Genomic DNA, 15,839 nt, shown 5'->3' on the forward strand with positions numbered 1-15,839 from the left:
TTATTCCACTTCTATTTCCGCCAGACCGGTACTGGTTGTACTGCCAGATACGGAGGTTATTACGAATTTAACACTCCTGGAATTTTTATTTACCGGAATCTCCAGTGGCCTTCCGTTATTGGGAAGTTCTCCCACCTCAATCTCGGAACCGTCATCGAATATCAGTTTACCGCCTGTGATCTGGTTATCCATATCCGGTCTGTCATATAATTTAATCAGTCTCATATCTACTTTATTTTGGAAATCCAGGTTGATCCATGCCCCTGCTGTTTCCTGGTTTGTTACCCATTCTGCATGTGCAAATCTCATGTGGCCATAGGGCAGTCCTCCTGCTTCTCCATCCAGGACGCCATCTACTGCTTTAACGGCACTCTGGTCCAGCTTTCTGTCTGTATTGCTCATTTCTGATGAAGCCGTTACTACAGCATTCATTGCGAAACTGGTAAAATCCCTGGTCCAGAATATCTCATTCACCTTAGCAAAGGATCCAATGTAGCCATAATACTGTGAGGTATATAGACGAAGCGCCTGGTCTTTTAAGTTAAAAGAAAATGGTGTCTGCCTCATGGAATAAGGTACGTTAACATTTTCTCTCTCTGACCACTGAAACATGGTCAGATCCTCAAGCCCCTGAGGCATATTAAATGCCTGGATGCCTGCTTCATCACTGTTTAACACCGGCCAGTTACCGTCTCCTGCGCAGGAGTGAATAATACTTTCATGCAGAGTCGGATTATAGGACGGATTATCTCTCTTTATACTCTGGATTGCCTCTATTGCAAACAAGTCCAGATAGGCGTGGTCAAAGTGCATATCATATCTGGATGGAACATAGATGTCTGTAGCATTGCTGTTAATAATAGCATCCTTTAAATCATTCACAAAATTTGCCCTTGTATATAAGGAGTGCTCTCCTGTTAATTCAAAGCGGTAGTCCTGCTTGATGTCCGGATTGCCATAACTGTATTGATTGCCGAATCTGCTGGTAAAAACAGTATCATCTTCAGCCGTATATAATTTATGCAGAAAGCTGTCCCAGTAAGTCTGCGTGCCGCCAAGACCGCCCGTATCTGCATATCCCAGGAACATGATATTATCTTTGGTAAGCCCCAGTGCATTCAGCGCATTGATCGATTCCACGATTCTGCCCTGTCCGCTTCCCTGTCCGTTGTAGTCGCCATTGGTAGCAAGGAGTACCTTTACATTGTCGCCTGCGTCTACCGCCCGTTTGATGATTCCGCCTGCCATCAGCATCTCATCGTCCTGATGTGGTGCCAGTATTAATATATTTTTCCCGCTGGGCACGCCTGCATCCAGTCCATCAAAATGGATGCCCGTAACTTCCAGGTCAGCTGAAGGATTTGTGAATAAAAACCTTACATATTTAGCCGGTGTTTCCGGTATTTTAATTTTCTCTTCCGCTGTCTGGCCCGATACCTCAGAGAGGATAGTCCAGTTCTCATTGTCGGAAGATACCATGAACTGATAATCATTTTTCGATGTATTTTCTGCAAATTCCACCTTATGGCTTCTGATATTGAATTCTCTGCCCAGATCAAGCTGCAGGTATGCCGGTTCTTCTGAAGCCGCCGGTTTCCAGGAAGTTGCAGGATCATTGTCTGTTACCGCTTCTCCCTTATAATTTTCTGCTGTACTTGACGCCTCCACCGGCTGTCCAAAAGCAAGGTCCAGATTCAAGTCCTGTCCCGCCTCTGTCGGCACACTTGTATCCACTGCAAAAGCCCTGAACTCCGGAATGATTGCCCACGCAAACGGACGCTGGGAAGGCTTGCCTGTGATTGTGACCCTGATTTTGCTGCATTCAATATCCACGTCTGCTGTCTGTACCAGCGAAGAAGCCGGATCAGTATAGGGTGATTCCTGTGAATAATCCACTGCGGTAACCCAGTTTTCTCCTCCGTCACCGGAATACTCAATTGTGTACTTCCAGTCTTCCGCCAGATCAATATCCTTGTCCTTTAAATCTTCCCATTCGATCTCCAGTTTTTTTACGTTATAAATGCTCCCTAAATCCACTGTCCACCAATAGGGGAAGGAACCGGTATTTCCACTGAAGGTCTTTGTATCTCCGTCCACCGCCAGTCCGGGCGCATTACTTCCTCCAGACTGTTCCGCATTCTTGTGTAAAGCTACATTGCTTAATTGATTGTCGGTAAACACCTTGAATTCTGCAAATCCACACCAATAGGTTTCAGCCGGAAGGCCGGTAATGGTCACTCTCACATACTGGAATTTGGTATTCTCCGGGAATACTCCGGTCTGGGTCTTATTCCCATCGGTATTTTCCGTCCGGTCAGTGAGCATGGTGAAATTCACTCCATCTGAAGAACCTTCAATTTTGTATTTCCACGGATTGCTCTCATCTTTTTCAAATGTTAATTCGAAATCCAGAAGATCATAATCCTGACCCAGGTCAACCTGCCACCATTTATCCGCACCAGGTCCGTTATTGATCCACATAGTGTCATAATTCCCATCATTTCCATTGGATGCCGGACGTTGATTATCTCCGGATGTAGTTACCGGTTTGTTCTGTGACACGTTTAACTTCGTGATATCCACATCTTCTAAGATCAGGTTGTCCAGCTTTATTTCACTGGAGCCCCCCTGGCTTTCCATCACGAGATAAACAGCCATTTCATCGTTGTTAAAATCGGTGATAAAATCCTGTTCCTCAGTCCCCACAGAAAAGGTATTGCTCTCGGATCCCGAAACTACTTTCACTGTTGCCCCACTGCTTGAAAAAGCTGAAAATCCACGGAATATTTTCCCATAGGGAATGGCAATTTTACTTACCTGGGCATCCTTCGTCAAAGTCTCCGACCATAGTTTTACATTTCCGCCGGCAGCTCCTGTAAAAAAACCACCGGTTCCAAAATCGCATCCTCCATAGATCCCGGTAAGCGCCTGTTCTTCACCACCCCTGTCTTCAAAATCGATGACCGTCTGCTGGATATCGGCTTCTGATGCATTTACTCCTTCTGATACATGAACTTCTTCTGCCGCATTTACTTCTTCTGATGCATTTACTTCTTCTGCCGCATTAACTACTTCTGCCGCATTTACTTCTTCTGCTGCATTTACTTCTTCTGCTGCATTTACTACTTCTGCCGCATTAACCCTTTCTGCCGGTATAACGGTGATTCCTCCCAGAATCAGTGCTGTTGATACAAATACTGCTATCAATTGTTTTTCTCTCATAGCTCTTTCTCCCTTCCAGAGCGTGCATCCTAAGATGTTGGCACGCTCTGCTGTTTTCTTCTATTTTACCTTATAATTTATTGTATTGGAATAGCTACCCCAGATCTTTTCCTTGCCATACTTGATATAGGTACGTACTTTGAAGCTGTATGTTTTTCCTTTCTTCAGCTTTGGAGACTGCAGCTTTGTCTTGGTGGTTTCTCCGATTTTTTTGTAGGAGCCTTTGCCGGTTTTCATACGGATCACATATGTTGCATTCTTCACGCTGGTATATCTCAGTACCGCTCTGCCCCGGGTAGATTTCTTTACTGATTTCAGCTTTGCAGCACTTGGCTTTGTTACCCCAGTCAGGCTGGCAGAATTCTTTCCGGTTCCACCTGCATTTACGCCTGCAACCCGGTAAGTATAAGCAGTGCCTTCCTTCAGTCCGGTTATCTTCACGCTATTATCGTAGGTACGCTTTACCTCTTTCCACTTCTTACCTTTTTTATTATAGAGGTAAACCTTGTAATAATCGGCGTCTTTATTCTTTTTCCAGGATATTTTCAATGAATTATTGGAAATAGCTGATGTTTTAACATTTGTTATTTTCCCTGGTTTTTTCACTTTTGCATCTTTATATTCTACCGTCACCAGACACTTCTTCACAAATCCGCCGTCTGCCGATTTAACGGTGATCTCGGATCTGCCATTTTTCAGTGCCGTTATTTTGCCGGTGTTGGATACCGATACGGTTTTTGGCTGGGAGGAACTCCAGGTCAGGGTTTTTTCGCTGGCATTTGCCGGGATTACCTGTGCATTGAGCTGAACGGATGCACCTTTTTTGGTAATCTTAAGGTCTGACTTATCTAAGGTAATTCCGGTTACTTTCACAGGTATTGCAACATTTACCTTGCAGACTGCAGTCTTGTTTCCGTCCCTTGTAGCAGCAATAATATCCACTTTACCATTGCCCACTGCGCTGATCATTCCACTTGCATCCACTGTAGCCACCCTGCTGTCGGTAGACCGGAAGCTGACGGTTTTATCCGTTGCGTTCTGAGGAGATACTACTGCCTTTATCTGTACCCGTTCTCCTGCTTTTGTCAGGGTTACCGCAGTTTTATCCAGTTCTACTTTGCTGACCGGTATAACAGGAGCAGGAATCTCCACGGTTACCAGACAGGTTGCTTTTAGATCTGTACCTTCTACTGTGGCTGTTATTACAGATGTTCCATTTGCTTTGGCACTCACCACACCTTCCTGGTTTACCACAGCCACACCCTGGTTGGATGACTCCCAGATGACATTTCTATTATCTGCATCCTCCGGAGTAACGACTGCCTCCAGCTGTAAGGTTTCATTTGCTTTTGCAAGCAATGCTTCCTCCTGGTTCAGGGTGATACCCGTTGGCGGAATTTCTTCGGGAGCAGCTTTTTCATATACTTTGAATTCTGCAAATCCAGGCCAGTAATCGTATCCCGGGAATTTCGTCAGGATTACTTTCAGATAACGGTAAGTCCCGTTTGTCCCAAAGGTTCCGGTCTGTACTCTGGAACCGTCTGTATTATCTGACCTGTCAAATAACATTTCAAATTCATCGTCCGGACCTCTCCTTCCCTCAATCTGATATCCCCAGGCCTCTTCTTCATCCTGTTCAAATACCAATTCAAAGTTATTTAAATCATATTCCTGTCTAAGATCTACCATCCACCATTCGTTTAACTCATCTCCTGCATGAACCCACATGGTTCCTTCATTTCCGTCGTTTCCGCAGGATCCCGGATACTGGTCATTGCCGCTTGTGGTGACAGGCTTGTTCAGGGCAATGTTTACCGGTTCATATTCTCCTTTTTCCAGAAGCAGGTTATCAAAATATACCCGGCTTCCTGCACTGCCTTCCACCGTTACGGTGAGATTATCAATTGCTGATGTAAGCCCTGTATTGAAATAGTTATTTGCGGAGGTTATCAGGAATGATTTCTTATATCCCTCTGCTTCCAGAGTTACCCATGCAGTCCCTTCACATTGTGCCTGAAAGCTTTTCAGTTTCTGGCCCTTAGGCAGGGAAATTACTCCACTGGTCTCTCCGTCAGCCAGATAAAGGGTTTTGAGTCCGTCTGCTGATCCTGTTCTCCACTCTCCGGAAAAGATACAGTTTTTGTACATTTCCGTAAATGGAGTTTCATCCTCCGGGCGGTCCTCAAAATCAATCGTACCCTCCGGTACCTGATTTGCTGCTTTGCTGTTGTCAGCTCCGATATTTGGTGCCCCTACAGCCGATACCGGATTGCCCCAGTAATCACGTCCGCCATTATCTTCAATTAATGTTCCAGCTTCTATACAGCCGGAATTTTCGCTCAGCTGATAACCGCCTACACTGTCAAGCCCCAGAGATCCTGTGCCTATATTTACAAAATCATCCGCAGTAACGGTAACTGCCTTCTCGTCATCGCTTCTTAAGATGCTGGCATCACTGCCTCCGTATGCATTGTTTTCAGCCGTTCCCATTAAATCCTCGTGCCAGCCTTTGGAAGTGGCATCGCTGTAAATTACATTGTTGGTAAAACGGAAGTTCTCTTTGTTAACAGGAGTTCCATCCCAGTTATTGGTGATATAGCTGTTATGCCCCTCACTGAGATAAAAATCGTTGTTATATACATACATCCTGTTATTATCGCCGGTGGACCAGCCGCCCATTGTGACAATGGCACCTCCACCATAGCTGTTTGTACCATAACCGTCATTCTGACTGATATTATATCGTATATGAGTGGTATATGTAGTGCCCAGTGCACATTCAAAATAAGCTCCGGAAGGATTGTCATGTGTATAATTATACTGTATGTAATTCAGTGTTGCATTCACATCCGCATCAAATGCCTGGGAATCTTCTTTAGACTCCGAAGCGCCTGAACCGAATACCTCATTAAACTGTGCGACTGTGTATTCGCCATTCTCCCACCAGATCGGCACATTGCCGTTTGGCCCGCTGTTGCAGCTATTGCAGGTATTGTATTCAATCACTGCATTGGAGTATGCCGTAGGGCAGATAGCCGCGTTTCCAATATCCTCACAATAATTGTTGCGGATTACCAGATTCGTGCTGTTATATCTTGAACCTGCATACTCACTGTCTGGAATTCCCGTTTCATGCTCAAAGCGGCTGCTTCCCCAGGTAGACATAAAATTGATTCCATAGTGGTTGATATTAGGACCTACAATATTGTTTTCCACGGTGATATCATTCCATCTGGTAGGAACCTGATTGCCTCTGATACTGTAAATGATTCCGCCGCGTCCGATACCTGCCTGCTGGCCAATGGGATGTGACACAATATCATGCACATAGAGATCCCTGCAGTTTATCTGCTCTAAGGTTCCCGCATCTTCCGCCATAATCAGTACGCCATATTTTTTAATATGGTCATCCGGATTGTCGCCGGGAATCCGATTGGTCACCTCAAGTGAGGTAATTTCCCAGTATTGCTGATTATAGAAATACACTGCCGCATTAAAAATCCTGTTTTCCAGGTCATCTCCGTTTTCACCGCACCAGTTATTTCCCTGTATGAGAGGCCTTGCTTCTGAATCTCCATAAGCACCTATCTCGATGGGGTTTCCTTTTTCCCCGGAGCCTTTTGGACTTAACTGACCAGTCCAGACATCTCCCTTTTGGAAGAGTATCTTATCACCGGGTTCAAAGGTAGTGCTGTTTATCTTCTCCAGAGATGACCATGCATCCTCTTCACTTGTTCCGGGATTCCCGTCATCCCCTCCGTCATAATCAATATAATACGTAGTTCCGGCTGACTCCTCTGCCTGAACTTCTACCCCCGGCATGATCAGGCTTCCTAATACCAGCATAGCACTAAGCCCCAGGCTAATCCATCTTTTGCTCTTTTTTAGCATAACTTTCTCCTTCCATTAACTGTTATTTTGTTCCGTGAGAAACCTTATAAAGCTTCCGACACCTCCTCCCACCTGCTTTACCTCATTTGGACGTAAGCCTTCTGTGTCTGACACATCGAAGAATTCCCCGTGTCTTGTTTTCTCCGTTATCATATAACTGTCACTTCCAAATAAGCATTCATCAAAACCGATATATTCATCACCCCAGAAGCTGCATTCCTCTTCCCGGATCTGATACTGATTACCAAAGTAATCCATGAAATCATTCACATTATCGCTCTTACTGGAAATTCCCACCTCCAGATATTTGGCATCTGTAGTTGCACATACCGTTATGCCGTGTTTTCTTCCCATATCCTCTGCCAGGTCAATCAATCCCCTAATTCCTCCGGTAAATCCATGGCTGTTCAGATTTGCAATAAGCTGCTCCTTCTCCCCTTCCTGTAAAAACAGGGATTCTCCCCTGCTGTTTTCTACCATCAGATCGATCTTGCAGTAATTTGGACGGCTGAATACAATATCGGTAGGAATTTCATAATCCTCCTGTAAGCACCTGTGTATGTCATAGCAGATATCATGAATCCGGATTAATCCTGACTTAGCCGGGATCCGGTGGCTCAGCAGGTAAGGGCTGCCGTTTTCATCGAAAGCATAATTATATGCCCCTCTGCCAAGTCCTAAGAACAGGCTCTTACGCTCTTCTACCGTAAAATATTCATGCAGTTTTCCCTCCGCAATATTTTCCAGGGTTGTACCGCTTATGACCGCCAGTTTTACCCCCTGGGCAAGGAGGTTTTTCATGGGTGCCACCACATCATCTACCGGTGCCTTCCTGGACAGCACCGCCGTACCATCCCAGTCAAAAAAAATCGCTTTATATTTTTTCACAGCAGCTTGCCTCCTTTTCTGATAGCTTTATTTTCTTTCCATTTACAGATAACTCTAATCCTTCGCCGCTTATTAAAGTAAAGGTACACTGATCCTTCGTCATGCTGGCTTCCAGTATGCTTCCCCGGTAATTAATACGGAAGGCATATCCCTCAAAGCCGTCTGGCACAAATGGGTTAAACTGAAGAATTCCCGCATTTGTCCGAAGCCCGGCAAAACCATTTACGATAGCCAGCCAGGTGCCGGCCATATTAGCGGCATGTATACCTGCATAAAAGTTATTATGGTAATCATCCAGGTCCATTCTTGCTGACTGGGAAAAATACTCATATGCTTCCTCATGATATCCGATTTCGCTTGCCAGAATTCCAAATATGCAGGTGGATAAAGAAGAGTGATGCAGCGTCACCTCCTGATAAAAGTCATAATTACGCTTCAGTTCCTCTCTGGTAAACAGGTTGCTGTGCAGATACATACCTAAAATCGCATCTGCCTGCTTGGACATCCGCTGGCGGTATATAAACAGCGGGTGATAATTCTCGTATAACAGATGCCGCTTCTCCACAGGAATCTTCGAATCATCCCATGGCTTTCTCATCATAAATCCGTCATCCAGCGGATAAACCTTGCGCTTTTCGTCATATGGAAAATACATATTTTCTACAATCCGCTTCCAATACTCCGTTTCCTGGTCTGTTATGGACAGCCTTCTGACAAACTCCTGATAAAATTCAGGTTCTGTTTCCTTAAGCCGGCTCAGTGCATTCAGCGCATACCGGATATTCTCTCTCGCCATCAGGTTGGTATAAAAATTATTGTCTACAATTGCATTGTATTCGTCTGGACCGGTCACTGCACAGATACAGTACTTATTCCCTTTGCTTTCTGCAAAGCATCCCACGTCCGCCCATACTCTGGCTGTCTCGCAGAGTACCTCAGCCGCCATTTCCTTTAAAAACTGTGTATCCCCTGTAACATCCACATACAGCTGGAATGCATAGGCGATATCTCCATTGATATGGTACTGCGCCGTTCCCAGTGGAAAATAAGTGGATGCCTCCTCCCCATTAATGGTTCTCCAGGGATAGAGTGCGCCTGTTTCATGACCCAGCACCTTCGCCCGCGCCCTTGCCTGATCCAGGGTATGGTAACGGTATTCCAGCAGCTTTTTCGCCAGTTTGGGCGCCGTATAGACAAACACCGGCAGCACATACATTTCTGTGTCCCAGAAATAATGGCCTTCGTACCCCTCTCCGGAAAGTCCTTTTGCTCCCAGGGAAGTACGTCCATCCCTGCCCGCAGCCTGCATAATATGGAACAGATTAAACCGTATTCCCTGCTGCAGCGCTTCATCTCCCTGTATCCTCACATCTGCAATGTCCCAAAATGCCTTCATATAATCCTTTTGTTTTTCTTTGAAGTAATCGTACCCCAGTGCGGTACACTCCCGGCACTTTCCTTCCACAAATCCAGCCAGACTGTCCTCCGGCATATCAAGGGAGGATGTACAAATGATAAATTTATCCAGTATTAGCTTCTCACTCCGCTGTCCGCGGTATGTCCATGCAAGCTCTGCATATGCATCTTTTTGCATTGCAGATATGGACTGAAAAGACATAGAACCGTGGCAGCTGTGTCCCACTCCAAAGGCAGCGGTCAATCCGCTTTTTTTCGTCTTTCCTTCAAAATACAGCAGTTCCTCAGAGGCACTGCATCGATTCTGTGTAATCCGCTTTCCAAACGGACCGTAATCCACTAAGGGGTTTGTCTTTCTCGTATGGTTTTCCACATCGGCATCTATATAGGAACATATCCTCACTTCACAGTCCTGATTCAGCAGCAAAAGGCTGAGTCTTTGCACCATTACATTTTTATCTGCAAAAGACACCATGCGTTCAAATAAAAGCCGGATCTTTTTCCCCTTGGGAGATGTCCAGTCCACCGACCTCACTACCGTCCCATTCTTCATGTTCAGCGTTCTCTGATAAAAATCCAGACACCCCTGCCTCATATCAAATAACTCATCGTCCAGATATATTTTTACGGGTTTTCCGTTGGGAAGATTCAAGAGGGACTGGCTCTTTAGCGGAAATCCGAAATTCCATTCCCCGTAACGTATATCTTCACTTTCATAAAAGCCGTTGATAAAATTCCCTTCCAGGCCCTCATCCACGGAAAAATCATAGTCTTCCTCGAAGGTTCCCCTTGTTCCGATATAACCGTTAGACAAGGCAAATGTTGTCTCATTCCTGTAGTTGTTCTCCATACAGAACCTGTCTTCTGTAATATTCCAGGGTTCTATGGGATATATTTTTTTATTATGTAATTCCATCCTGTGATTATCCTTTCACCGCACCTGCGGTTAAACTTTCCATTACCTGTCTCTGCAAAATGATAAATACGGCTATTGTTGGCAGAACAGTCATGACTACAGCAGCAAAAAGAGCCGAATAATTATTGGCAAATGTCCCCATGTAGTAATTCAATGCAATTGGTATCGTTCTTGCCGTATCCCCGCTGGTAAGCATTAAAGCAAAGTAAAATTCATTCCAGGTATTGATGAACTGCAAAAGTGCTATGGTAACCAGCCCCGGTTTTGCCAGAGGCAGAATAATATGCCAGAAGGTCTGCAAAAATGTTGCACCGTCAATATAAGCCGATTCCTCCAGTGCCATGGAAATCGTTTTATAGTAGCTCGTCATAACAAAGAATGACATAGGAATACCCATAGCAGAGTAAACAATAACAAGTCCAAGCTTCGTATCGAAGATCCCAAGCTTCTGGAAGATGGAAAATAAGGGCTGGGATATGGCCTGTGCCGGAAGCATTAACGATGCCGAAATCAAAAGCACAATTAACGGCTTCATTTTGAACTCGAATCTTGAAATAATGTAGGCACACATAGCTACAAATGCCAGAGTTACCAGTACGCTGCAGCCTACAATAACTACGCTGTTCAGAAAATATTTGGCTATAGGAGCATATTTAAAAGCTGCTTTATAATTGTCCAGATTAAATGTGGACGGCCAGGACAGTGCAGAGGAATTGATCTCTGAATAGCTCTTGAAGGAACTTATAAATGCCCATACAATCGGACCTACTGCAATAAATACAAAGAATATTAAAAATATATATTTACCTATGACGGCACAGACGGTTGATACTTTTGATGTTTTCTTCAATTATTTCCCCTCCCTTATCTCTTTTTTTTCACGGAACAGCTGCTGAATCAGAACCACCAAAACCAGCCCCAGCACGATCTGTACAACCCCCACAGCATTTGCCTTTCCGTAGTTATTCTCAAGCGTCGCCGCTTTATATAAAAACATCGGCAGGTTTAAAGTGGTACTTCCGGGCCCGCCCTTTGTTGTCACATAGATGATGTCAAACTGTGATACCATTGCAACGGATGCCAGTATGACACAGGTGCCAAAAATATTTCTCATGAGGGGAAGCGTTATAAACCGGTCAACCTGCCAGGGCTTTGCTCCGTCCACCCGTGCTGCCTCGTATATCTCTTTATCTATGGCGCCCATCTCAGCCAGGAATATAATGGTATTAAATCCCGCATAGAGTATCCAGGTAAGTGTTACGGTCCAGAATGCATACTTGGAGTTTCCGAACAGGTTAGGCACCTGGGATGCATTGAATCCAAGAGCCTCAACGATGGGCTTCACCACACCAAAGGAAGGATTCAGCAATAAAGTGAACATAACGCCAGTTGCCGCCGTAGGTATAATATTGGGAATCATATATGCGGTCCGCACTATTTTCCATCCTTTTGGCTTTCGTCTCAACACCAGTGCCATAGCCAATCCCAGGCACACATGGAAGGTCGATTGCAGTAAAACCCAAACAAGCGTATTTTTAATTGCTGCTAAAAACGTCTCATCCTGAAAGATGACCATAAAATTTTTTAAACCGGTAAAAGCCGGGCCTGAAAAAGTCGTATAATCACAAAGTGAGGTATAAATAACGGTAACGATAGGCGCTGCGTACACAAGGGCAAACAAAGCCATACACGGCAGCGTAAACATAATGATCCAAAACTTCTTATTTTTTACTTTCATATCAACACCCTTTCATCTCTCTTTAAAAAATTAGATCCGCAAGTTTTCTGCCTGCGAATCCAATTTTTTATCCCGGAGCGTGTCTTAAATCCTTGAATTTTCAACACACTCTAGAGCGTATTCTAAAATTGCTTTCTGGCAGCTGTGCGTCACACTTTGTGGGAGATTTGTCCCGGATGAAGGGCGCGTAGCGGGCTACGTAACCTGAATTCGGGGCAAATACACCGCAAAGTGGGGCGTGCAGATGGCAGGAATGAATTTTCAAACACGCTCTAATCTATTCCTGATTTTTAGCTGCAGAATCAGATAATTTTTGACAGAATTCTTTTGGTGTAATATTGCCATATGCCAGTTCCGGAAGTTCTGTAGAAAATGTATCGATTGCATTCTGATACCAATATGCCTGGTTCTGCCCATATGTTAATTTAGCTTTATTCTGAATCTCCAGAACCTGAGCCATCAGTGGATCTTTTTCGCTTAAATCAGAAGGAATGTCCAGATTGTTGGATACCGGCTGAAGCCCCGTCATCTCCAGTGCTTTAATCTGATTTTCAGGACTTGTCTCAAACTTTAAAAATGCTACTGCAGCTTCGATTTTATCTTTGTCCTTTGCTCCCACCATATCTCCTGGTGTTGGAACCATTTCCATACCGTCACCCGGCATCAGCATAATTCCAACTTTGTCATAGAAGCCTTCCGGAGCCTTTTCTGTCTGGGAAAAGTCAGGAATCATCCATGGGCCATTTGGGAACATCGCTACTTCTCCATTGAAGAAATGGGTTGCCATTGGATCATATTTTCCGCCTATTGCATCAGCAGTGGTGTAATTCTCAAACATTTTTTGAATGTTTTCTGCTGCTTTTTCTACTTCCGGCGTATTAAAATCAGTAGGATAAAGTGTATTCATCCATTTATTTCCCGCATCTCCATCTGTGCCTATCAATGCGCTCATCCAGAGATTAGTAAGCCATCCGCTGTCTGCGGTATCCATGCCAAGAGGTGTAATATCAGCTGCTTTGAGCTTATCGCAGGCTTTAAAAAATTCATCCCAGTTTGCAAAAGATGTTTCCGGAACTTCAACTCCTGCTTTTTCAAATAATTCCTTATTATAATAGATATAAGAGATTTCCTTAGAAACCGGCACTCCGTAGATTTTACCGTCTACTGTATTAAAGTTCAGGGAAGTTTCATCAAACAGTGCCTTCCACTCCGGATCTGCCTCAAAATAAGGTGTTAAATCTGTAACTTTTCCTGACTTTGCAGCCAGCTCTGTAATATTATTTCCTCCGTTGAATACAATATCCGGGAGGTCACCGCTGGATATCAGCAGCTTAATCTTTTGATTATAAGCATCTGTTGTGGGAATCTCTTCAAAATTAAACTCTACATTTTTACCGGCAACGGTCTTTTTGAATTCCTCAAATAAATTTTTGTAATATTCAGCTGCATAATCCGTACCAACATGGTAGTTGATTACATTTAACTCTACTTTTTTACCTTCTTCGCCTGATGCATCCCCACTGCCGTCATCAGATGCCTGTCCCTCTGTTGCAGCATCTGTTGTCTTACCTTCCGTCGTCTGTCCATCAGTTGTCTTCTCATCTGCTTTACCTGCTGTCTCACTATTTCCTCCACATGCAGTGAGCCCGAAAACCATAATACCTGCCAATGCTGTAGCAATCACTCTTTTTGTTAATTTTCTTTTCATATGAATCCTCCTTGTCATCTTATGGCTAAATTATAACTTTAAATTTCAAAATAGTGAATAAAATATGAGATTCATGACTTGAACTTTCAGATCCCATTCCCGCCATATTTTTTTTACAATTCATTATTTTGACAAAAACTATGAAAATTTTGACCTTTTCTTTAAAAATCCGGTCATCCTGCTGAAACTTATTGATACCCTTCTTTAAATATGGCATAATTCCTATTATTATCACAGAACCTGAATAACGCTTTTTAAGGAGATGGCATATGTCCAAAGAAGGAACTGTTACCAGCAAAACGCTGTCCTTGCGTACATTTATCACCGTTATCATTTCACTGACGATTACTGTAATACTGGTGTTATCGATTTTGTTCTTTTATAAAGGAACGTCTTATATTCTGATCAATGAATATGAGCAGTCCATAACGGCTCAGCTAAGCCAGGTAAACCAGCAGATAAGTGAACAGATCGATGCCCTGGATTCCATTATTCCCATGTTTCTTTCCAATTCACTGATATCAAACACACTGGAATCCATCAACTATAATTCGGTAACCTACGACAGCAAAATCAGCATTGAAAAACAAATGTCCCACACCTATTACAGTACCTCGCTGTCCAGCAAAAATTTTATAAACGGGATCCACATATTCAGCGATGACGGTACGGAATTTTACATTCCCACCTCCGGCAAATCGGAGCGGGATATTGACCTGAACCAGAAACTGCTGGATAATATAGATCCCTCCGACCCCGGACTGATCTGTATGTCACTCTACTCCGAATATAAAAGTATCTTTTTTGCCAGAAACATATTCAGCAGCAATACCGGCAGGCATATAGGCATCTTTATAGTAGACGTTGCTCCTGTCAACTGGATTCAGTTCTGTGCCAAAGGGCTGGATCCCTCATGGTTCATTTATTTATATAATAATGAAATGAGTATACTTTCCAATGAAGATATGGAAGTCCAAAGCGCTCAGCTGCTAACACAGATCGCTCCCCAGAATTCCACCGTTTCCTTCCAGGAGCTAACCCTTTCGGGAGAACCCTATTTTGTGGCAGCCCAGGAATTACAGGGACTGCATATCACTTCAGCCGTTGCTGCACCGAAACTTTTAATGATGAGTGATTTGAACCAGACCTTAAAATCTTACCTGCTTTTAATGTCCGGAATCGTATTAATCGCCCTGGCGGCAGCTGTTGTTCTAAGCCGTGCAGTGACAAGGCCGATTAATAAAATGGTCTTTCATATTAATGAAATTTCCCAGGGACGCCAGGACAGCCTGCCACCGCTTAAGATGCATTATGAGTTTCAAATATGGATGAACGCATTCAATGAAATGTTGAAAAAGCTGGACATCTCTTATAATGATAATTTCCAGAAGCAGCTGCTTCTAAAAAATGCTGAGATCCAGGCTCTGCAGTCCCAGATGGATCCCCATTTCCTGTTTAATGTGTTAAATACCATTGCCTGGAAAGCCCAGATGAGCGATAATGAAGAGATCTATGATATGATTATCTCTCTCGGGGAACTGCTCAGAATCAACACCATATCAAAAGAATCTGCCTACACTCTGCTGGAGCAGGAAATGAAATATGTGAAATTCTATATCTACCTGCAGCAGATGCGGTTTGAGGATAAAATTTCCTTTGATATCCAGGTACCAGATTCTCTCCTGCAATGTAAGATACCCGGCTTTTGCATACAGCCTCTGGTGGAAAACGCAATCGTACATGGGCTGGAGCCAAAGAAAGGGAATGGAAAGTTATCCATCAATATTATTGAAACAAAACGGTATATGGAAATATCCATCAATGATAATGGCATTGGATTTGAAACCATTCCTGATATACGGCAGATTGCTTCCAAGAACGATGGATCCCACACCCATGTGGGGCTTAAAAATCTGGATAAACGCCTGGAGCTCTTATATGGGGAAGAGTCGAGGTTACATATTCTGAGTACGCCAAATGTATGTACTTCCATATCTTTTCGCATTCCAATTCATACGGATGTACCGGAATTGTAATGCCGGGCTTTAACAGAAATTGCT

General features: G+C 43.8%; 9 protein-coding genes. 1 reads left to right on the forward strand and 8 read right to left on the reverse strand.

Annotation, left to right across the window (positions count from 1 at the left end):
• From QR40_RS30465 to QR40_RS28460, 8 genes are all read right to left on the reverse strand, one after another.
• Positions 1–3,222 carry a discoidin domain-containing protein gene (locus tag QR40_RS30465; protein ID WP_052431108.1) on the reverse strand — a complete coding sequence of 1,074 codons (3,222 nt, stop codon included), beginning with the start codon at positions 3,220–3,222 and terminating at the stop codon, positions 1–3.
• Positions 3,223–3,282: 60 nt separating this feature from the next.
• Positions 3,283–7,113, reverse strand: a complete 3,831-nt coding sequence (locus tag QR40_RS30470; protein ID WP_052431109.1) for an Ig-like domain-containing protein — start codon at positions 7,111–7,113, stop codon at positions 3,283–3,285.
• A 15-nt stretch (positions 7,114–7,128) separates the two neighbouring features.
• A complete protein-coding gene (locus QR40_RS28440; RefSeq protein WP_044297815.1) occupies positions 7,129–8,001 on the reverse strand; it encodes an HAD family hydrolase in 873 nt (290 codons plus the stop codon).
• The gene (locus QR40_RS28445) at positions 7,988–10,333 is read right to left on the reverse strand and encodes a glycoside hydrolase family 65 protein (RefSeq protein WP_044297816.1); all 2,346 of its coding nucleotides are present in this window, start codon (positions 10,331–10,333) and stop codon (positions 7,988–7,990) included. The genes QR40_RS28440 and QR40_RS28445 overlap by 14 nt, the downstream gene beginning before the upstream one ends.
• Before the next feature lie 7 nt (positions 10,334–10,340).
• Positions 10,341–11,183, reverse strand: a complete 843-nt coding sequence (locus QR40_RS28450) for a carbohydrate ABC transporter permease (RefSeq protein ID WP_027293372.1) — start codon at positions 11,181–11,183, stop codon at positions 10,341–10,343.
• Entirely contained in the window at positions 11,184–12,071 is an 888-nt protein-coding gene (locus QR40_RS28455; protein ID WP_044297817.1) for a carbohydrate ABC transporter permease, read from the reverse strand.
• A gap of 100 nt (positions 12,072–12,171) precedes the next feature.
• Complete coding sequence (locus QR40_RS33920; protein ID WP_416389866.1) at positions 12,172–12,336, reverse strand: DUF6783 domain-containing protein; 165 nt, start codon at positions 12,334–12,336, stop codon at positions 12,172–12,174.
• A 12-nt stretch (positions 12,337–12,348) separates the two neighbouring features.
• Positions 12,349–13,779, reverse strand: a complete 1,431-nt coding sequence (locus tag QR40_RS28460) for an ABC transporter substrate-binding protein (RefSeq protein WP_044297818.1) — start codon at positions 13,777–13,779, stop codon at positions 12,349–12,351.
• A gap of 269 nt (positions 13,780–14,048) precedes the next feature.
• Between QR40_RS28460 and QR40_RS28470 the strand changes: the two genes are divergently transcribed.
• Positions 14,049–15,815 carry a sensor histidine kinase gene (locus tag QR40_RS28470; protein WP_044297820.1) on the forward strand — a complete coding sequence of 589 codons (1,767 nt, stop codon included), beginning with the start codon at positions 14,049–14,051 and terminating at the stop codon, positions 15,813–15,815.
• The last annotated feature ends 24 nt before the right edge of the window (positions 15,816–15,839 follow it).

This window comes from Robinsoniella peoriensis, from assembly GCF_000797495.1.
Taxonomy (GTDB): Bacteria; Bacillota; Clostridia; order Lachnospirales; family Lachnospiraceae; genus Robinsoniella; species Robinsoniella peoriensis.

Bases quoted from the DNA above. Each gene is read 5' to 3' on its own strand.
- QR40_RS28445 (WP_044297816.1), bottom strand. From the start codon at position 10,333: ATGGAATTACATAATAAAAAAATATATCCCATAGAACCCTGGAATATT.
- QR40_RS28455 (WP_044297817.1), bottom strand. From the start codon at position 12,071: ATGAAAGTAAAAAATAAGAAGTTTTGGATCATTATGTTTACGCTGCCG.
- QR40_RS28470 (WP_044297820.1), top strand. From the start codon at position 14,049: ATGTCCAAAGAAGGAACTGTTACCAGCAAAACGCTGTCCTTGCGTACA.
- QR40_RS30465 (WP_052431108.1), bottom strand. From the start codon at position 3,222: ATGAGAGAAAAACAATTGATAGCAGTATTTGTATCAACAGCACTGATT.
- QR40_RS30470 (WP_052431109.1), bottom strand. From the start codon at position 7,113: ATGCTAAAAAAGAGCAAAAGATGGATTAGCCTGGGGCTTAGTGCTATG.
- QR40_RS28460 (WP_044297818.1), bottom strand. From the start codon at position 13,779: ATGAAAAGAAAATTAACAAAAAGAGTGATTGCTACAGCATTGGCAGGT.